General features: G+C 62.9%; 18 protein-coding genes. 17 read left to right on the forward strand and 1 reads right to left on the reverse strand.

Annotated features, from left to right (window positions below; genetic code table 11):
* Position 1: 1 nt before the first annotated feature.
* From JH15_RS12030 to JH15_RS17575, 17 genes are all read left to right on the forward strand, one after another.
* Positions 2 to 2149, forward strand: a complete 2148-nt coding sequence (locus tag JH15_RS12030) for a hypothetical protein (RefSeq protein ID WP_043530465.1) — start codon at positions 2 to 4, stop codon at positions 2147 to 2149.
* The gene (locus tag JH15_RS12035; protein WP_043530466.1) at positions 2142 to 2342 is read left to right on the forward strand and encodes a hypothetical protein; all 201 of its coding nucleotides are present in this window, start codon (positions 2142 to 2144) and stop codon (positions 2340 to 2342) included. The genes JH15_RS12030 and JH15_RS12035 overlap by 8 nt, the downstream gene beginning before the upstream one ends.
* 60 nt (positions 2343 to 2402) lie before the next feature.
* Positions 2403 to 3326, forward strand: a complete 924-nt coding sequence (locus JH15_RS12040; protein ID WP_043530467.1) for a hypothetical protein — start codon at positions 2403 to 2405, stop codon at positions 3324 to 3326.
* Positions 3327 to 3345: 19 nt separating this feature from the next.
* Positions 3346 to 4338, forward strand: coding sequence for a N4-gp56 family major capsid protein (locus JH15_RS12045; protein ID WP_043530469.1), 993 nt, complete (start codon positions 3346 to 3348; stop codon positions 4336 to 4338).
* Positions 4339 to 4405: 67 nt separating this feature from the next.
* The gene (locus tag JH15_RS12050) at positions 4406 to 4840 is read left to right on the forward strand and encodes a hypothetical protein (RefSeq protein WP_043530470.1); all 435 of its coding nucleotides are present in this window, start codon (positions 4406 to 4408) and stop codon (positions 4838 to 4840) included.
* 3 nt (positions 4841 to 4843) lie between these two features.
* On the forward strand, positions 4844 to 5491 hold the full coding sequence (locus JH15_RS12055; RefSeq protein ID WP_043530471.1) for a phage adaptor protein: 648 nt from the start codon (positions 4844 to 4846) through the stop codon (positions 5489 to 5491).
* The gene (locus tag JH15_RS12060; RefSeq protein ID WP_043530472.1) at positions 5488 to 6954 is read left to right on the forward strand and encodes a hypothetical protein; all 1467 of its coding nucleotides are present in this window, start codon (positions 5488 to 5490) and stop codon (positions 6952 to 6954) included. The genes JH15_RS12055 and JH15_RS12060 overlap by 4 nt, the downstream gene beginning before the upstream one ends.
* Positions 6947 to 7900: a hypothetical protein gene (locus JH15_RS12065; protein WP_043530473.1), complete on the forward strand. Its 954-nt coding sequence runs from the start codon at positions 6947 to 6949 to the stop codon at positions 7898 to 7900. The genes JH15_RS12060 and JH15_RS12065 overlap by 8 nt, the downstream gene beginning before the upstream one ends.
* The gene (locus JH15_RS12070; protein ID WP_043530474.1) at positions 7900 to 8817 is read left to right on the forward strand and encodes a hypothetical protein; all 918 of its coding nucleotides are present in this window, start codon (positions 7900 to 7902) and stop codon (positions 8815 to 8817) included. The genes JH15_RS12065 and JH15_RS12070 overlap by 1 nt, the downstream gene beginning before the upstream one ends.
* Before the next feature lie 15 nt (positions 8818 to 8832).
* On the forward strand, positions 8833 to 9252 hold the full coding sequence (locus JH15_RS18110; RefSeq protein WP_043530476.1) for a hypothetical protein: 420 nt from the start codon (positions 8833 to 8835) through the stop codon (positions 9250 to 9252).
* Positions 9252 to 9647, forward strand: coding sequence for a DUF4376 domain-containing protein (locus JH15_RS12080; protein ID WP_043530478.1), 396 nt, complete (start codon positions 9252 to 9254; stop codon positions 9645 to 9647). Before JH15_RS18110 ends, JH15_RS12080 begins: the two co-directional genes overlap by 1 nt.
* A 32-nt stretch (positions 9648 to 9679) precedes the next feature.
* Positions 9680 to 10135: a hypothetical protein gene (locus tag JH15_RS12085; RefSeq protein ID WP_043530480.1), complete on the forward strand. Its 456-nt coding sequence runs from the start codon at positions 9680 to 9682 to the stop codon at positions 10133 to 10135.
* A gap of 15 nt (positions 10136 to 10150) precedes the next feature.
* Positions 10151 to 10447, forward strand: coding sequence for a hypothetical protein (locus tag JH15_RS12090; protein ID WP_043530481.1), 297 nt, complete (start codon positions 10151 to 10153; stop codon positions 10445 to 10447).
* Positions 10448 to 10451: 4 nt separating this feature from the next.
* Positions 10452 to 11489 (forward strand): hypothetical protein, encoded by a 1038-nt coding sequence (locus JH15_RS12095; protein WP_043530483.1) that lies wholly within the window; start codon positions 10452 to 10454, stop codon positions 11487 to 11489.
* A 17-nt stretch (positions 11490 to 11506) separates the two neighbouring features.
* Positions 11507 to 12097, forward strand: coding sequence for a hypothetical protein (locus tag JH15_RS12100; protein ID WP_043530485.1), 591 nt, complete (start codon positions 11507 to 11509; stop codon positions 12095 to 12097).
* Positions 12097 to 13122 (forward strand): hypothetical protein, encoded by a 1026-nt coding sequence (locus tag JH15_RS12105; protein WP_043530486.1) that lies wholly within the window; start codon positions 12097 to 12099, stop codon positions 13120 to 13122. The genes JH15_RS12100 and JH15_RS12105 overlap by 1 nt, the downstream gene beginning before the upstream one ends.
* 75 nt (positions 13123 to 13197) lie before the next feature.
* Positions 13198 to 20214 (forward strand): LPD38 domain-containing protein, encoded by a 7017-nt coding sequence (locus JH15_RS17575; RefSeq protein WP_052384078.1) that lies wholly within the window; start codon positions 13198 to 13200, stop codon positions 20212 to 20214.
* Here JH15_RS17575 and JH15_RS12115 read toward each other — a convergent pair whose 3' ends face one another.
* Entirely contained in the window at positions 20215 to 20436 is a 222-nt protein-coding gene (locus tag JH15_RS12115; RefSeq protein WP_043530487.1) for a hypothetical protein, read from the reverse strand. It abuts the gene before it with no gap.
* Between the last annotated feature and the right edge of the window lie 17 nt (positions 20437 to 20453).

Below are 20453 nucleotides of genomic sequence, written 5' to 3' on the forward strand. Positions count from 1 at the left end.
GATGCAGAATGACGCGACTGTCGAGACGACAGACGACATCAGCCTCGCTGAGCAAGCGCAGCTCGAGGAACGCCTCAACATGATGGGCGGCAAGCTGCACAAGCTCGCTCATGACCAGGTGGCCGCCAAGACACAGATTGAGACGCGCTGGCTGGCTGACCTTCGCCAGTACCATGGCGAGTACACGCCCGACCAGACAGCACGGATGGAGAAGAACGGCGGCTCCAAGGTCTTCGTCAACATCACGCGCAACAAGACCCGGGCAGCGCAGGCGCGGCTGTCCGACATGCTACTGCCCAACGATGACCGCAACTGGGGTATCAAGCCCACGCCGGTACCGTCGCCCTCAGGCGGTCAGTACGACAAGGCACAGATGCGCGAACTGGTTGAGGACGCCGCCAAGGCCATGGGCGAGCGCATCGCAGACGACTTCACCGAAGCCCACTACAACGCCATCGCCCGCGACGTGATCGCCGATAGCTGCCTGTTGGGTACCGGGGTGATGAAGGGCCCGACCGTGGTCAACCGCACGCGCCGCGCCTGGGTAACAGACGAGTACGGCCAGAGCACCATGGAGATTCAGCAGGAGTTTCGCGCCGGGCTCGAGCATGTCTCGCCGTGGGATTTCTTCCCCGATATGTCCGCTGCATCCATGTCGGAGGCCGAGTTCGCCTTTGAGCGTAAGCTGATCAACCGTAAGCAGCTGCGTCAGTTGGCCGAGCTTCCCGGTGTCCTGGCTGGCCAGCTGCGCAAAGCGCTTGAGGATGATGGCGACCACCATATTAGCCACGACCGTCGCGACGACATTCGGGCCATCACTGGCGTGGATACCGTAGCCAACGACCGCCGCTGGGAACTGTGGGAATACTGGGGCCCGCTCGACAAGGAAGAGCTTCGCGCTTGTGGCTGCGATGGCATCGAAGAAGACCCGTTGATCGAGTACACCGGCTGCGTGCTGATGGTGGGTCCGCATGTGATCAAGGCGGCGATCAATCCGCTCTATTCCGGTGACCTGCCTTACAGCGTGTGCAACTGGGAAGAGGACGGCTCCAGCATCTTTGGCTTCGGTGTGCCGTACCTGATGCGCAACCCGCAGCGCGTAGCCAACGCCGCCTATCGCATGATGATGGATAACGCAGGCCTCTCGTCAGGCCCCCAGGTAGTGATGAAGAAGAAGGGCATCACCCCGGTAGACGGTGACTGGACGCTGCGCCCCCGCAAGCTGTGGTACGCCGATGATGATTCCGAAGTGGGCCATGCATTCCAGGTCTACAACATCACCAGCCAGCAGGGCGATCTGTTCGCTATCTTCCAGCAGGCCCAGCAGATGGCCGACACCGAGACCAACTTGCCGATCCTGCTCCAGGGTGAAGGCGTCTCCGGTGGCCCCGGTGCCAAGACGGCGACCGGCATGCAGATGCTGATGAACAACTCGAACATCGTGTTGCGCTCGGCGGTGAAGAACTTCGATGACGGCATTACCGAGCCCACCGTGCGCCGCTTCTACGACTGGCACATGGCCTACACCGATGACCCCGAGATCAAGGGTGACTTCGATATCGTGGCGCGCGGCTCGTCTGTCCTCATCGCCCGCGAGGAGCAGCAGGAAAAGCTGATGATGCTCAGCCAGATCGCCGGCAACAATCCGCTGTTTGCGCAGATGACCAACTGGCAGGGGCTGTACAAGGAGATCCTGCGCACGCTGCAGGTGCCGGTCGATGCGATCGTCAAGAGCGAGGAAGACATCAAGCAGGAGGGCGAAGGCGAGGAGCCGCCACCCGAGGTCCAGTTGAAGATGGCCGAACTGCAGCTCAAGCAGCAAAAAGAACAGCGCGAGGCCCAGCGCGACCAGGCCGAGATGCAGCTCAAGGCCCAGCAACAGCAATGGGACCAGGAATACCGGGCGGCACAGCTACAGAGCCAGCAGGAGATTGCTCGCCAGGAAATGGCGCTCAAGCAGGGAATCACCATGGCCCAGCTCGAAACCAAGCTAGGGCTTGAGTCGCAGAAGTTGGAACAAAAGGCCCAGGAGACGTCCGCCCAGTTGCAGACTGAGCGCGACAAGACCGCGGCGCAACTGACCGAGCGTCAGAACGACCGCATGGCTCGTGAACGGAACATGCAGCAGGGGTTCGATAGCTATGGCTGATATCGACAAGCACAGCACGACCTGGCGGGCTGTTACCGAGTGGGCCCAGGCCGAACGCGCTAAGGCTGTTAGTAGCCTGATCGCAGGCAGCGGCTATGACGACAAGCTGCGCGGGGATATCCGTACGCTCGATAGCTTGATGGCCCTGACCGACGAGCCGCCCCCGGCGATACCCGCCGCTGAATACGACTGACCTCAGGCCCGCCACGTGCGGGCCTTTTCATGACCACTAGCCGCTCGGGAGAGCCGCCCCATGGCAGATAAAGCCGCTGATCAGCAGCCGCTGGACTCGCAAACCACTGACGAAACCAGCTTCGATGACGCCTTCGCCGAATACTCCACTAAGGAGCGAGGCGATCGCGACGAGTATCACCGCGAAGAGCGCGAGGCTGAAGCCACCCAGACCCAGGACGCACCACCCCAGGACGAGACCGACGAGGTTGTCCAGGGGGAGGAATCCCAGGCCAGTGACAGCGATCTCGAATCGCGCCTGAAGCAGCTCGAGCACAGTGAGCGCAGTCAGCGTGGCCGTGTAGGTGCCCTGAGCCGACAGATTCAGGAACGTGACCGCATCATTGCCGAGCTACAGAACCGGCAGGCTGCCCCGCAGCCGACACCGAGCAAGAAGACGGGCGAGTCGCAGGACGTGAAGGACCAGAAGCAGGCCATCGCTGACGAGCATGGCGTTGACGACTGGGAGAGCTTCCGCCAGGACTTCCCTGACATTGCAAACGCGCTCGATTCCCGCTTCGAACAGATGAGCCGGATGGAAGAGCGCATCAACTCACGCCTTGAAGAAGTGAATGGCGTGATTCAGCCCATACAGCAGCAGGCCCACGAACAGCACCTCGCAGGTCAATTTGCCGCGCTTGAAGCCCGGCACAAGGACTGGCGTGAGGTGGTCAGTGCGCCCGCGTTTCAGCAGTGGCTGGAGCAACAGCCGGAATGGATGCAGAAGCAAGTGGAGTCCGAGAACGCCGACGATGCGTCCGCGCTACTCGATATCTACAAGGGACTGCACGCCACCGCCGGCGAAAGCCGCAACGATACGCGCGAACAGCGCAACAACCGCCTGGCGCAAGCGCAAACGGTTTCCCGCCGTGGCGCACCGCGTCCGAGTGGGGCCCCCGACGATTTCGAAGGGGCCTTCAACCACTACGCAACCCAGAAACGCTAAGACCGTGAGGTACTGAGCAATGCCTACTACCGCATATGGCGATATCTCCCAGCGCACCGCCGCCTGGGCCGCCTCCGAAATGCTGACCCACGCCGAGCCCATCCTGGTGCTCTCGAAGTTCGGTCAGTCCAAGCCGCTGCCGAAGAACAAGTCCGACACGGTGAAGTTCCGCCGTCCGGTGCCGTTCCCGGTGGTGACCGCCTCGCTGACCGAGGGCGTTACGCCGAATGCGCAGCAAATGCAGTACGAGGACGTGACTGTCCAGATCAAGCAGTGGGGCGCCGTGGTCGAGATCACCGACTACGTGGCCGACCTGGCTGAGGATCCGGTGCTGTCCGACGCCTCGACGCTGTGCGGCGAGCAGGCAGCCGAGACCATCGAGCTTCAAACATGGGGCGCGTTGAAGGCGGGCACCAACGTGTTCTATGCCAACGGCGAGTCTCGCGCGGCCGTGAATACGCCGATCAGCCTGGCCAAGCAGCGCGCGGTTACTCGTGGGCTGAAGGGCAACCGGGCGAAGAAAGTCACCAGCATGGTAGGTGGCAGCCCGAACTACTCCACCGAGCCGGTGGATGCAGCGTTCATTGCTTTCGCGCATACCGACCTTGAGGCCGATATCCGCGACATGGAAGGCTTCACCCCGACCGAGAAGTACGGCTCCATGAAGGCGCTGCCCTACGAGATCGGCAAGGTCGAAGACGTGCGATACGTTCTCTCGCCCGTGCTCGACAAGTGGGAAGACGCAGGCGGTGTCGAGAACGGCATGGTCTCCACCACGGGTACCAGCGCCGACGTGTATCCGGTGGTCTACATCGGCAAGGAGTTCTACGGCTTGATCCCGCTCAAGGGCGCCAATGCCGTGAAGCCCTCTGTCATCAACCCCAGCACCATCTCCAAGGATGATCCGCTGGGCCAGCGTGGCTACGTTGGCTGGAAGACGTACTTCGTCGCCAAGATCCTCAACGAGGGTTGGGGCGCACGGATGGAGGTTGCGGCCAGCGAACTGGCCTGATACCTGAGGTAACCGAAGCCCGCCACCCGGCGGGCTTTCCTTTTCATGACATGCCGTGAGGTATCCCGTGAGCGATTCCACTCCAATCAACACTGCCGAAATGACCCGCGAACAGCTCGAGGCGACAGCCAACGACTTAGGCGTCAAGTTTCAGAGCAATATCGGCGACGACACGCTGCGATCGCGCATCGATGAAGCGCTGGGCACGCCGAACCCGACTGGTAGCGCGACCAAGCCCGCAAACGAGCAACCCAAAGGCTCGGCCCAGCAGACGAAACCCGCCAAGCGCAAGATCATCGTCGCCACCCACGATCAGGACAAGCAGCCGGTCCAGGTGTTCGTGAACGGTCGCAGCTACATCATCGAGCGTGGGAAGGAAGTCGTAGTGCCTGTCAGTGTCGTTGAGGTGTTGCGCAATGCCGTGCAGGACGTCTACGACCCGAAGACCATGAAGAAGTCGCATGTCATGGCCTATCCGTACCAGGACCTTGGCGAGGCGTAAGCCATGACCTTCCTGCAACTCTGCCAGCGGCTGCGTCAGGAGGTGGGCGCAGCCGGTACCGGGCCTGCCGCAGTCACCGGCCAGCATGGCGAGGCCCAGCGCCTGATCGGCTGGATTCAGCAAGCGTGGACCGAGATTCAGGCCACGCGCCCCGACTGGCGGTTTGCCTGGGCGGAAGGGTTGATCGAGTTGGAGAGTGGTTACCGCGACTACGCGCTGCCCGACGACTTCGCCTCGTTCATCCCTGACACGATCTACCTCGACGATCGCGAGCTAACGCTACTGCCGTACAGCGAATTTCGTCGTCGCTTTCGCAATGCCGCACCGGCCCAGCCACGCCATATCACCGTGACGCCTGGCGATGTGATGCGGTTGGGCGGGGTGCTGCACTTCGACGGCACACCGGGCGAGGGCGAGCGGCTGAGCTTCGAGTATTACCGCTCACCGCAGGAACTCGTCACGGGCAGCGACGTACCGCGCCTGCCCCTCGAGTACCACATGCTCATCGTCTACCGGGCAATGATTCAGTACGGGCTCTACGAGAACGCGGGCGAAGTGGTGCAGCAGGGCATGAGCAACGCCAACCGCCTGATGACCGAGGTGGAGCGCACGCAGCTGCCTAGCGTGTCGTTTGCGGGGCCGCTGGCATGAGTCGCTCGGCATATATCCGCCTGGGTGGCGGTCTCGACCTGGTCACGCCCCCGGGCGAAATGGCCCCGGGTGCGGCGCTGTCGTGCATCAACTACGAGTGCCCGGTGACCGGCGGTTATCGGCGCATCGATGGCTACACGCAGCAGGGGCCGGTGGTTCCCGGCGAAGGGCCTGTGCTGGGCGTGGTCACGTTTGCCGACGACACCTATGCCGTGCGCAAGGATGTGGGGGCCAATGCGGCCACACTCTACCGGCTCGATACCGGGACGGATGCCTGGGTATCCATCGGCGCAGTGCATAACGGCCGCCATGAGTTCGATGAGGGCAACGCCTACGCCACCGAGGCCGGGCGTGCCTTGTACGGCGTGGGTGGGGGCAAGCCGTTCGAGCTGACGGCCTCCGGCACCTTCACCACGCTGACCAATGCACCCAGCGGGGCGAAGCTGATCGCCCTGCACAAGAACCATCTGTTCCTGGGCTTTCAGGCGGGTAGCTTACAGTTCTCGGGCATTGGCGAGCCTTCCAACTGGGACGCATCGACCGGCGGCGCTGGCGAAATCGGTGTCGGACAACGCCTGACCGGCCTGTTGCGCGGCGTAGGCGGGGTGCTGCATGTGCTGTGTCGCGATAGCGTTCAGACGCTGCGCTTCACTAGTGCCAGTGATTCGGTGCTGGATGTCACGGTGCCCAACACCGGGGCGCGCACCTATTCGTGCCAATCGCTGATGATGCCGTACTTCGTCAACGAGCGAGGTATCACTACCCTCGAGGCCACGCAGCGCTATGGTGACTTCACGCCACTACAGCCCAGCCGTACGGTCGAGCCGCTGTTCGTGGGCGATGGCCTGTCCAGCCGCGTGAAGGCCAGCGCCGTATCCAAGAGCAAGGCGCAGTATCGGGTCTGGTTCGACAACGGTACCGGGCTCTACATGAGCGGCAACGGCATCGGCGTGGTGAAGTTTCCCCACCAGGTGGAAGTCGCCCACACCGGTGAGCTCTCTACCGGCGAGGAGCGGATCCTGTTCGGTGACAGCAACGGCTATGTCTACCGGCTGGACGACGGCAACACCTTCAACGGCGAGCCGATCGAGGCGTTTCTCACCCTGGCGTTTACAGACCTCAAGTCACCCAGCGTACGAAAGCGCTTCCGCCGCGCCTTCTGGGACGTGCGCAGCGGCACCGATGCCCAGATCGCCATCCAGCCCGACTTCGGCTATGGCCGCAACGAGACGGCCCGACCCCGGCGCGAGTTCATCGACTACATGCTCGGTGGCGGCCTGTGGGGAACCAGCCGCTGGAATGAATTCGTGTGGTCTGTCCCGGTGCTGGGTCAGGAGTCGATGGATATAACCGGCACTGATACCAGCATCAACTTCGCCATCCACTCCAGTTCGAGCGGCACCTCGCACGAAATCCTGGGCTACGACATTCACTATGACCTGAGGAGGCAGCGCCGTGGGTAATCCTTATTTCGACAACTCGGACCCGGGGAAGCGGTTTCAGCCCGGCACGGTGGCCGATGGCGAGGCGGTAGACGAGAAGTTCGACGCTATCGCCAGTGGCCTCGATTCTACCTTCCAGGACACCACGCGCGCGCTCAAATTTCCCTACGAGGAAGGGATGCCCAGCCAGGAGTTCACGGCCTCGGCCCTGCAACGCCGCAACCGTGTGCTGGGCTTCGATGGCGAGGGCAACCTGGCGCTGGTATCGGGCTTCTACTATCGCCAGGACTGGCAGCCGAACACCGATTACTTCCTCAACGACGTGGTGCGCGATCCGATCACCACCAACCTGTACGTGTCGATCGCTCGCCACACCTCCGGTACCGAGCCCGACCTAACGAACACCAGTAAGTGGTACCTGGCTATCGATGCCGACACGGTGCGCCGCGCACGTATCGAAGCCGTCGCGGCGCGTGACCTGGCGATTGCCTGGGCGTCTCAAGACCCCGGCCCGGTGGATGGCACCGCCTACCAGTCGGCCAAGACCTACGCCCTGGCTGCGCAGGGCTCGGCGAGTGCTGCCCATGGCTCGCAGCTTCTCGTCGCTGCCGCCGAGTCTCGCGTGGAGCTGCTCGAGCAGAGCGCGACCGACGCCGAAGCCGCAGCCGGCCAGTACGCCAGCGATGCCCACGGTTTCGCTCAGGCAGCCGCCCAGAGCGAAAGCAACATTCAGGGCGTCGAGAGCAACGTCACGCTCACCGCGCAGCAGGTGGCCACCGATGCCCAGACTGCCAGCGATGCGGCAAGCAGTGCCGAGTCGGTCAGCCAGCGCATCAACGACACCACCACCATGGATTTCCTCAACTTCGAACTCGATGGCCCGAACCTGATCGCGCACTTCGCCGGGTACTCGGATGCCAGCAACTTCTCGGTCAATGCCGCCGGTGAACTGGAGGTAACCCTGTAATGCCGACTATCAACCTGGGGCGCGTGCGCTTCAACTGGCGTGGCCAGTACGATCCGCTTGTTGCCTATGTCGAATACGACTGCGTCGAGGATGATGGCCAGTCCTATGTCTGCATCGCGCCGGTGACCGGTACCGGCCCCAACGATACCGAGGGTGGCACCTACTGGGGCTCGATGCTGATCCGTAGCGCCGATTACAACCAGGCGCGTCAGGATGCTATTGACGCAGCCGCCGCTGCCTCGGAAAGCGCCACCTCCGCAGGCGGGCACGCTACCACGGCAGGCAATGCCGCTACCGCCTCTGGTGATGCGCGGGACATGGCGCAGCAATGGGCCAATGAAGCCGAGGATGTCGAAGTATCCCCCGGGCTGTACTCGGCGTATCACTATGCCCAGAAAGCCGCGGCCTTTGGCGATCCCAACCAGTTCGATATCACTGCCTACCAGACCACCGATACGCGCAATCTCGATGCCTGGGCGGCGCAGGTGTTGTTGAATCAGCAGAAGGGCGCGGATAACGAAACGGCTATTGGTGAGCGCGCGAAACTAACGGGTGGTGCGGATGCCAACTTCGCGGCCATGCCCCAGGTTGGCGGTGCTCCCATAGTAGAGAGCGATAGTAATTCCGATGGTGATTGGGTGAGGTGGGCGGATGGTACGATGCAGGTAACGAGCAGAACTGCTGTTGCTGGTAATGGGGTTAATTACCTTCGGTACTCAGTTATATTCGCTGCCGTATTCTCTAAGCCCCCGAGGATAATGTTAACAGGAGCCGCAGATGCTAGTTTGCTGGAATCTAACTGGTCATTCAATTACAGAAGCCTCTCCTTAACAGGAGTGGACGTTGTAAGAACAATGAATAATAGTTTCAACGGGACCTATGATATTGATCTTTTCGCAACTGGCCTCTGGAAATAACAGGAGAATCACACCATGAAAATCAAGTTCCTGGCCACCGGCCAAAGCCCCGATTACTACACGGTGTCCGGCGAGACAATTACCGCGCATTACGAGGGCGTTAGCGAGACATACGACCTATCCGCCTTCCCCGAAGCAGGAGTTTTCCAATCAGCCGACCCGGTTAATGGTATTACGGCGATCAAGCACGTTGATCGGATAGATGGCGAGCTTAAGGTTACCCTCTGCCAGCAGGTCATCGCAGGCCAATATCCCGACCGCAAAGCCCATTGGCGCGAGTCTGAGTGGATGGATAGCGAAAGCTATGACCCGCAAGCGTGCCATGCCATTCCTACCGGCATGGCTAGCGTGGATGACTACGAGATCGTGCGCGGCACGGACGTGGCTGGCTTCGACGGATGGACAGTGCGCAAGAAAGCCGAGGAGGTAGCCTGATGGCTAACGTAAGCTGGAAGAACCCGCCCACCGCTGCCGAGTTGCTTGCATCCGCCAAGGTGGCCCAGGTCGCACTGATCGAACAAGCACGGGACGAGGCTATCGAGGGTGGTTTCGAGTACGACTTCCATGGCATCAGGGATCAGGTGCAGACTCGCCAGCGTGATCGCGAGAACCTTACCGGGCTCGCCGTTTCCGCTCAGCGGCACAGTCATGCCACGTTCCAGTTTCGCGCCGAGAGCAACACCACCTACGAACTGACCGCTGATGAAATGCTGGCATTGGCCGATGCCGCTCAGCAACACGTCAGCGCCCAGTACATCAAGAGCTGGCAGCACAAGGCCGAGATCGATGCTGCCGCCAGTATCGACGCGGTGAACGCCATCGCCTGGTAAACCCCCTCGCAACTCACCGGGAGGTGACGCACATGGCCAATGATACCGTTCAGAGCCAACTCAATTCGATGCTCTCCAGCAACTCGCCGTTGATGAAGCGGGCCGAGACCAAGGGCAAGCAGTACGCCAACAGCCGTGGGCTGCTTAATAGCTCAATGGGCGCAGGAGCTGCTCAGGGCGCGATGATCGATGCCGCCATGCCTGCCGCCCAGCAGGACGCCGCCGCCCAGCAGGATCTCAACAAGCTGCAAGCCAGCTCCATGGCCAATGCCTGGGGCGTCATGTCCAACAACGTCACGGACATCGTCGCGCAGGGCATGGAAGGCATCGCGAACATCAACGCCAATCCCGATATCTCCCAGACCGACAAGAGCAAGATGATCAGCCAAATCACGTCGATGCGGGATACCGATATCAACTTCCAGCAAAACCTCTACAAGAGCCTGTCCGGTTACCTGAAGAACACCGGCCTGTTCCCCAACCTGTAACGCAAGGAGAGACCTATGGACTGGCTGAGTACCGGATGGGACACGGTGTCTGGATTCGCGACCGACGCATTCAACTGGATCGGCGAGAACCCTGAGGCGGCAAATATGCTGGGCGGTATTGCCGTAGGCGCGGGGCAGGCCTACCTGCAGAACGAGCAGGCCAAGGGCGACCGTGCCTTTCAGCGCGAGATGTACGATCGGCAGCGCCGTGACCGCCAGGTGAAACCCGGCGAGATCAGCAACTACGGCAGCCACAACGCGACCATGACCAAGGGGCTGTTGTCCCACGGCATGATCACCGGGGAGGGCTGAGCCTATGAGCTGGGGCGATTCGGTAGGCACGTCGGGGCCCGGCGGGGGTTACGGCGGCGGGCATAGTAGTACCGATGGCGGTGGCGGTGGCGGAAGCTCGAGCGGCAGCACGAGCAACCTGGGCAGTGAACTGGGCACAGTGGGGGCCGGGAGCGGTTACGGTAGCGGCCATACCAGTACGGATGGCGGTGGCGGTTCAACCACAACGAGTACGGCCCGAGGCACGAGCCGGGCGAGCACGGCAGGGCGCACCGGTAGCCAGGATCCGTCAGGAGTTTCTAGCGCGGCGGTGGATGCCGCCAGTTCAGTAGCGGGCATGGGAAGCGTCACCAGCGGGTCAGTCGCCGACATGGCCGAGGCCAGCTTCGGCGGCTATTCAGGGTTTGCCGGCAACGCGGCCAGTGCGGCCACGTCCAACTATGGCGGCGCCCTGGGAAATGCCGCGCAGGCGTCGAGCATGACCCGGGACCAGCACACGGCATCCATGGAGCGCGCTGGCGTACCGGAGACCGTACAGGCCAATGCTCGCCCCGGCTTGCTGGGCAAAGGGATGGGGCTCGTGGCCAGTACCGTAGGTGGCGTACCCGGCGCCATGGCTAGCATGGCGGCGAATACGGCCCTATCGGCACGCGAGGCGTCCCAGAACCTGGGGGCCATCAATGACTCATTCAGCACGAGCCTGGATGACAGCTTCAGCGGCAGCCTTGGCAAGCAGGCCATGGGTACCGTTGCTGGATATGCCGGGGGCAGAGTAGGCGCAGGTGTCGGTGGCCAACTCGGCGCCATGGCCGGGCCTTACGGCGGTATGGTCGGTACCGTTGCTGGTGGGCTGCTGGGTAGTAATATGTCCCGCAATGCGGCGCTCACCGGCAGCCCCACGGCAGGCCAGGGGGCGTCGGGTGTTGCCACGCCAACTGGTGGCGCCGATGCAGCGGTGATTGGCAATGCCTTGGCTTCTGCGCCTAGCCAGGCACAATCTATCAGCCATGGCCCGGTAGACTTCGGTGGTTACGCCAGTTACGCCGAATCCTTCTTCTCCTAACTCGCCGGGAGGCGACTATGGCAGGACTCATTCAGCAAGGCATGGGCCCCGGCCCGCAAGCATCCCCCCAGGCCCAACCCGGCCAACCCCCACAGCAACAGGGACCAGGTGGTGATCCCCGCGTCGATATGGACCCGCAGCAAGGGCCACAACAGCGCGACCAACTCGTCAACGCCATGCTCGAAACGCTCTACGGCGACATGCTGCCCCAGGTGCGACAGATCCTTGAGCAGGGCCGCGAGCAGCCGGAACAAGCCATTGGCCGTGTGGTATCCGAATTGATGCTCTCCCTCTGGCAGGCGTTGACCGACCAAGGCAGCACAGTGCCCCCAGGCGTCATGGTGCAGTCCGCCATGGTGGCGGCGCAGGCGGTGGGCGAGATGGCGGTCAAGATGGGTATCGTCCCGGCGCAAGGCAACGCCGAGGTCATCGAGGATGGCTTCATGCTGGCTATGGCCATGTTCGGCCAGGCCACTGCCGAGGCCATGCCACCCGAGCAACGCCAGCGTTACGGCGAACTCATCCGTGGGCTACGTGAAGCCAAGGGAATGGGGCAGGCACAGCGGCAGCCGCAGCAGCCCCAACCACAAGCGCAAGGGGGTATGTGATGGCAATCGGTGGACTACTCGCCGGCGCGATGGCCGGCGGCGGCAAGGCGGTGCAGTGGACCGCCATGAGCGCGATCGAGCAAAAGCGTCAGGAAGCGCTGCGCCAACTTGACCACACCCTGTCCATGGAGAAACAGAACGATCAGCAGCAGTTCCAGACGCAGGAGCGCCTAGGTGGACAGGAATTCACCTCAGGCGAGAACCGGGCCAATCGTCAGCACGATACCCAGCTCACACAGATGCGCGAAAGCGGGGCTGATCGGCGGACTGGCATGCAGCTGTCGTCGGCAGACCGTCGCGCCAATGCCGGTGGCTGGCAACTGGTGCCCACCGAGGATGGCGGCGTGGTGCGCTACAACACCATTACTGGCGAGACGAGCGAAGCGCCGCAAGGCTTGCTGACCAGTGCCATGGGTAACGGCGGCAAGATGACCGACCGCGAAAAGGCCCGCTTCGAGATGCTCAAGGATCAGGCCGAAACGCTGCGCAACAAGCAGGCCGATGGCTTCGAGCTGACCACCGAGGAGAAGGCCCGACTCGGTCAAATCGAAGCGGACATGAACGGCATGCTGGGAGGCTCGGCGCCGTCACTGGCCGATGCGCTTGAGCAGGCCTTGGCAGGGGAAGGGGGCGAGGCAGCGCCAGACGCAGAGGATCCTGCACCGAGCGGTGCCGATGCACGTGGCCTACTCAGTCAGGAGCAACGCCAGGCAGAGATGCAGCAATACGCCAGCGAGCACAAGCGTACCGTCGATGCCCAACTGGAACAGGCCGGTGCCGTACTCGATTCCCTCGACAGCCAGCGCAGCGGCGGCGCGCGCGGCGACCTGATGCGTGGTATTAACCAGGCCCGCTATGGCGGCGACCTCGAGCCCGACGCCCAGACCCTGGAACAGGGCCAGGCGCTCGCCGATCAGCTAATGCAACTCCACGATGACCCGCAGACCAGCGACTTCCAACGCAAGCAGATCATGGATCAGCTGCGTCGATTGCGCGACAGCGGTATTAGCCTCACTATCGAATAAGCCCGCGACCCGCCCTGGCTGAGTCTCGCCAGGGTAGGGCCCGCGCCTATCAGCATTGTCGGGAGACAACGCCACATGGCCCTGCTAGACGACCTGCGTCAACAAAACCCTCGCCTCGCCAATTACAGCGATGCCCAGCTCAAGCAAGCCCTTCGCAAGCAACCCCAGTTCCAGTACCTCGACGACAATGAATTCGAGGCCTATGTCGGCGGCGTTACCGCCGAGCCCACGCAAGACGATGCTCCCGGCTTTACGGCTGGCGTATCGGCTGGGCTTGACCAGATGCAGGCCATCGGTGGCGGCTTGGCCATGGCCGCCGGCGATAAGATGGGTAGCGAAGGGCTATGGAACCAAGGCCGCGAGATCTATCAGCGCAACATGGCTGAGGCCGAGGAAAACAGCCTGGGCTATGGCTTCACCGACCTGTTCACCGATCCCGATACCAGCGCCTTGCAATGGGCCAAGTACACCTCGGGCAACCTGTTGCCGATGCTGGCGACATCGATTGCCGGCGGCGGTATTGGTGGCGTGGGAGCGCGCATGCTGGCCGGGGCAACGGCCAAGCAAGCGGCAACCCGGGCCGGTCAGGCGATTGGCGCATCCCTGGCATCGAGCGGCATGGAAACCGGGGCCATCATGGGCGAGGTCGAGAACGCCGACGTCGCGCTTGCACATGGCTCCGTCGCCGGTGCCCTCGATGCGCTTCCGGTCATTCGAGCACTGCGCAAATTCGGCGGCGATGAGATTGCCGACCGTGCGACGAACGAGATTGCCCAGCGCTCGCTGGATGAACTCAAGCAGACGGCCAGTCGTGGCACGCTGAATGCTGCCGGTCGTGGCTCACTGACCCAGATGCTCGCCGAAGCCAGCACCGAAGGGTTGCAGGGACTGATCGGGCAGCACGCCAGCTATTGGGTTGAGAACAACGGCGAATCACTGCTCACCAACCTGGGCGAGGTGAACTACAAGGCGATGATCGACGAGGCCGCTGCCGGTGGCCTCATGGGCGGCATGATGGGCGCCCCGGTGGGGATCGCCGAGCGCAGCCAGGCCCGTAGCGCGGTGGACCAACAACAGCGCAAGGCCGACGCCATTACCCGCGCCCGGGAGCAAGCCGCCCAGCAGGGCGGTGACGCCCTCAACCAGGCACAGGCCGCCCAGCAGGCCGAGCAACAGGCCGATGCCGAGAGCCAGCGTGAACAGGCCGCACAACCCGGCATGACCCAGCAAGACGCTGCCGCCATCGGTAACCGCATCCAGCTTGCCATGGGTGAGCTCGACGACCTGCAATCCCTCGCCCGCGGCTCGAGCTATCAGGGCCAGACCCGACTGCGCAATATCTCGACCATCCTCGACCGGGCCGAACGCGCCTACGAGGCTGGCAACGTCACCCAGGCTCAGCGCCTCGCCGAGCGCGCCGAACTGATTGCCAGCAACTTGCGCGGCGCTCTGAGCCGCGAGGGTACCAGCGAGCGTCCCGTTCGTGCCGATGGTGAGTACATGGGCCCGGATAGCGATGCTGGCCCGGCCGGACTGCTGGGCCGTGACAGCGTGCCCCGCTTGCCGCCTGGTGACCCTTCGACCATCTACGCCGAAGGCCCCACCGCCGACACCACCCAGTATGATCCGCAGGCACGTACCGTGCGCCGCGACGAGCGCATGGCTGCCCAGCAGCAGGGTGCCCAGCGTATGCGGGAAGGCGTGGCTTCACAGCGCCCCATGCTCACCGACAGCGGCACGATCTACGGCGAAGGGCCAGTGGCCGGCAATGCCAATACCGGATTGGATCAGCCGTTCGAGCGCGCACGTTTCACCGAATCGCAGCCCAGCGACGATGGCCGCGCCCAGCAACAGGCCCAAGCCGAACGTGTCGCCGAGATTGCCCGTACACGTGGCCGCAGCGAAACGGCCTACCTGCCCGACAACACGCCGGTACCCACTCGCTTTCGCGTGGTGGATGCCAGCCAGCTGATTGCCTCGAACGCACCGGATGGCCGCGTCAATCCCGATTACCCGAGCGAACTGCAACCGCGAGACCGCACCAACGCCAACAGCCAGGTACAGGTGCGCAACATCGCCGCACGCCTCAACCCCGAGCGACTGGGTGCAAGCCGTGATGCCAGCAGTGGCGCGCCGATCATTGGTCCCGATGGCGTGGTGGAGTCCGGCAATGGCCGTACCATGGCCATCGCCCAGGCGTACCAGCAGGGCGGCGACCGGGCCGGCGCCTATCGCCGTTTCGTGCGCGAGCAGGCCGAAGCCCAGGGCATGGATCCAGCCGCCGTTGATGCCATGGCTCAGCCCGTCCTGGTGCGTGAGCGTACCGGACAGATCGACCGCGCAGAGTTCGCACGTCGAGCCAATGAGGGCAACGTCGCAGGCATGACCGCCTACGAGCAGGCCCAGGCCGATGCCGACCGGTTGGATGCTGACGACTTGCAGACATGGTCACCCGATCAGTCAGGTGATCCCCTGTCGGCCAGCAATCGTAGCTTTCAGCGTGCCTTCGTCTCGCGCTTGGGCAACAACGAGGCCAGCCGCTACACAACCCGCGACGGCCAGGCATCGCCGGAACTGGGCCAGCGCATGCAGCGGGCCGTATTCGCCAAGGCGTACGCTGACAGCGATATGGTCGAGATGGCCACCGAGCAGGGCGATCAGATGCGCAACCTGACCTCAGGCCTGCAAGCCGCCGCCGCCGACCTGGCCGTTGCCCGGGAGACCGGCAGCCAGGAAGCGCTCACCGCTATCGGTACCATCAATGATGCCGTGCGCTTGGTGCGCCGAGCTCGCCAGGACGGTACCGCCATTCGTGAGCTGATCGGGCAGAGTGACGTATTCAGCGAGCCCGTGCCGACACTCACTGCTGACCTGGCGCTGATGCTTAACAACAGCATGCGCTCACGCCGCGCCATGACCGAAGCGTTCCGCTATATTGGTCAGGCAGTGCGCAGCCGTGCCGAGAGCGAAGTCAACGGGGCGCTCTTCGAAGACACCACCACCAACCAGGACGTATTCGATGCCGGATTCCGCCAAGCCGACCCAGAACAACGAACCGCTGCGCAGGATGTTTCAGGACGCGCTGAGCCAAGCCAACCAGCAGCTACCCAAGGGCGACAAGCTGGCCCTGCCCAAGGGGCTCAGGAAACCGGCGGGCAATCACGGCGGCTGAAAGGTCAGCCGGTAGACGATGAATGGACCGCGTTTGCCGCTGATTCCGGCACGCTGAATATCCCTCGTTCCGACATGCCGCAAGTTAAAGCTGAGCATCGCGGCGCCTTGGCCAACTTTCTTAAAGCGCGTGGCATCAATGGGGCCGAGGAAACCATTCCGGCCTCTTCGCTCAAGCCTACCCAGGCAGAGTTCTCCGAAGCGAAGGTGCAAACTGCCAAGGAACGGCAGGGTGGTGACCGGGCTATTCTCGTGTCATCCGATGACCATGTGCTGGATGGACACCACCAATGGCTTGCCAAGCTCGACAAGGGTGAAGACGTGCGGGTTATCCGGTTGGATGCACCCATCACTCAGTTGCTGGACGAGATTCAGGCATTCCCAAGCGTTGAGCAATCGCAAGGCGCCACTACCCCCGAGCCGCTTCTCGAAACCTACACCGAGCAGGACCTCGCCGCGCGTGAACAGGCCCAGCAACAAGCGCAGGAAAACAGCGCCGCGAATCGCCGCATGGAAGAACAGCGCGCCCAGGCCGACGCTGACCTCAACGACTTTAACCTGACCGGTAGCGACCGAACGGCGGACGAAGCAGCGGCACAGGGCCAAGATGCGCTGTTCAGTCTGTCGTCTTCTAACGGTTCACATCCGCCTAGCGCTGAAGCCGTACGCTTCGCCCTGGCTGGGATGGAGGGCCAGCTCGGCGACTTCACCGTCATCGATTCCGCCCGCGACCTACCTGAGAACGCGATCCTGGGTATGGCGCTGCGTGGCGTGAACCCGCGCGACGTGCGCGGCCTGTACCAGGGCGACACGCTCTATATCATCGCCGGGAACAACGACAGCCTGCAGCAGGCAGTACAGACCGCTGTCCACGAGGCTGTGGGGCATAAAGGCATGCGCGGTGTGCTGGGTGATGAGCTGGCCCCAGTGATGCGTCAGCTCTACCGCAGCCTGCCCAATAGCCCGGAAGGCCGGGAAGCGCTGCGCGAGGTGCTGGCGACCTATGACTTCCTCGACCGCAACAACGCCGCCGACCAGGTCACTATCGCTGAAGAGATGGTCGCGCACCTGCTTGAGAAAGGGCAGCGCCCCAAGGCCTGGCAGCGCGCCGTGGCCAAGATCCGTTCGCTACTACGGCAGATGTTCCCCTCTATCGCCTGGACCTACACCGACGTGCTGGCCCTGGGCGAGCAATCCCGGGCATGGCTGGGCAAGCGTCAGGCCGAGCAGACAGGAGCCGTCGAGCCGCTTTTCAGCCTGACCGGCAAGGCCCGCAGCGCCTTTGAGGATCAGTTTAGCGACTTCACCGCCGCCGACCGTGCTGCCGCTTCGAAAATTGGTGCGCGCACACCCCCGCAGCGGGCCATGGCCTGGTTCCGTGAACACGCCGAGCGTGCCGGACTGAAGATCCGCCAGGGTATGGTCGATCGCTACGCCGCGCTCAAGGAGATGGACGAGCAGCTATATGGCGAGTCGGCCCTGGGCGAGAACATACAGCGCTCGAGCTGGGTGCTGGCCCGCATGAGCAACGCCGCCAACGGTGCCCTGCATGCCATGCTTCACAATGGGCGCATTCGTCTCGATGCCAAGGAACGCGTGATCCAGTTGCAGGATGACGGCTCGACTGGCCTTGGCTCGGTGCTGGGCCAACTGGGCAGCGCTGCAGAGATCGAACGCTTCATGGGCTGGATCGCGGGTAACCGGGCTGACCGCTTGGCGAAGGATGGCCGCGAGAACCTATTCGACCTGGGCGACATCGATGCGATGAAATCCTGGAACCGCGGCACCCTGGCCGATGGGAGCAGCCGCGAGCAACGCTACCTGGAGGTATTCGAGCAGTTCCAGCAGTACCGGGATGACGTGCTGGCCATAGCTGAGCAATCGGGGATCATTTCCCGCGAACAGCGCGAAATGTGGGGCGAGGAATTCTACGTGCCGTTCTATCGCTTGAGCGAAGAGAAGGGCGCCCCGTCCGGACAGATGGCCACCAGTGGCCTGTCTCGACAGCAGGCCTACAAGCGGCTCAAGGGCGGGACGCAGAACCTCAACGACCTGCTGCAGAACACCATGATGAATTTTCACCACCTGCTCGATGCCAGCATGAAGAACCAGGCGGCTTCGCAGGCAGTGGAGAACGCCCAGCAGCTGGGCATGGCCGAGCGGGTGCCGGAGACCGGACGCGACACGACCAAGAGCACCTTCGTCATGAAGAACGGCAAGAAGGTTTTCTACGCAATCGACGATCCGTTGGTGTTCAGTGCGCTCACGGCCTTGGCCCACCCGGGCATGAACAGCACGGCCATGAAAGTAATGCGCGCCTTCAAGCGGGTCTTCACGAACCTGACCACCGTGACGCCTCAGTTTGTGGTGGCCAACCTGATCCGCGACACGCTGCAGGCGACCGCCACCAACAACGTGAGCAAAAACGCATTCAAGAACGTGGTGACCGGTGCGAAAACCCTGAAGGATGAGCGGCTACGGGCCCAGATGATGGCCAGCGGGGCGAGCTTCAATTTCGGGCATCTCTACGGCAACAACCCCGACGAGCTGCGCGCCCAGATGACCCGCGGCATGCGGGACGCCAAGATCATCGACGGCCCCTATGCGGTACCGGGGATGCTTCGAGCAGGCTGGTCGTGGTGGAACGACGTCAACAACACAGCGGAGAACCTTAACCGGGCGGCGATCTATGCCGAGAACCGCGAGGGTGGCGAGTTGCGCGCGGCATTCGAGGCGCGTGACCTGATCGACTTCTCGTCTCACGGCGCCTGGCCGGCGGTGAGGATACTGATCGACATCGTGCCGTTCCTGAATGCCCGTATTCAGGGTCTCGACAAGATCTACCGCTCAGGGGTGAAGCCCGGGGCGAGCGTCGTCGCCGAGGCCTTCGGCAAGGGCAAGGCGAACGTCACCGACAAGCAGGCAGCGGCCCGCTTCTGGAGCGTGACCGGCGCGCTGGCCATGGCCACCGTCGCGCTGTACCTGCACAACCAGGACGATGAGGAATACCAGAAGCTCGAGGACTGGCAGAAGGACACCTACTGGTTCGTTCGCTTTGGCGATCAGGCCTTCTTCATCCCCAAGCCGTTCGAAGTCGGTGCTATCGCAACGATGGCCGAGCGTGTCACCGAGCAATTCACCGACGACCAGGCGACCGGGCGAGTGTTCCGTGAGCGTCTCATGCACATGATGACCGACACGTTCAGCTTCTCGCCAGTGCCTCAGGCGATGCAGCCCGCGTTGGACATCTATGCCAATTACGATGCATTCACCGGGCGGCCCATCGAAGGCATGGGGATGGATCGGCTGTCACCCGAGCTGCGCCGGCGTGACTCGACATCGAAGGCGGCCGAGTGGATATCGAATGCGCTGAACAGCACCGTGGGCGCTATCGGCGACCCCGAGAAGAACCCGCTGGCCTTGTCACCGGTGCAGGTCGATCACTTGATTGGTGGCTACTTCGGGCAAGTGGGGTCATGGGCGGCAGCCAGTGGCGACGTGGCCTGGCGTGCAGCGACGGGGCAGGCGAGCCCGGCACAGCATTGGTACGAGTATCAGCCGGTACGACGCTTCTACAAGAACCTGGGTGACGAGGACCGCTATACCAAATACGGGACTGTCTTCTACGAAGGGTTGCGGGAGGCGAGTCGGGCGCATGCCGACGTGAAAGAAATGCGCGAGATGGGAAGGTTGGCCGATGCGACTGAGCTGGCCAACTCGAAGCGGGACATGCTTGCCCTTCGGCCTGCGCTCAACCGCGCTCAGTCCCGGCTGCGTACCGTAAATCAGCAGATGGACATCATCCGTCGATCGAACCTGGACGGAGATTTGAAGCGGCAACGTATCGACCGGCTGAATGCGGTGAAGAACCAGATCCAGCGGGCGCTGGGCGAGCGAATATTAGAGGCAAGGGCGAGCTGATCACTTGCCCCGGGCGGCTATTCCCAGCAGGAACAACGCGCCGAACAGGAGAACAGGGACGTTCACCACCAAGGCAACCACTAGCAAGAAACCCGGAATGCCCAGGTAGCTGACCATGAGCCAGCCCTGGACATTCTGCCAATCCCTGGGAACCCCGATCATGGCTAGCAGCCCAAAGATGGGCAGCATGAAGGCCAGGCCGAGGAGGGTTTCTGTATCCATTTGCCGAGAGTAACCGA

This window comes from Litchfieldella xinjiangensis (genome assembly GCF_000759345.1).
GTDB classification, from domain to species: Bacteria; Pseudomonadota; Gammaproteobacteria; order Pseudomonadales; family Halomonadaceae; genus Litchfieldella_A; species Litchfieldella_A xinjiangensis.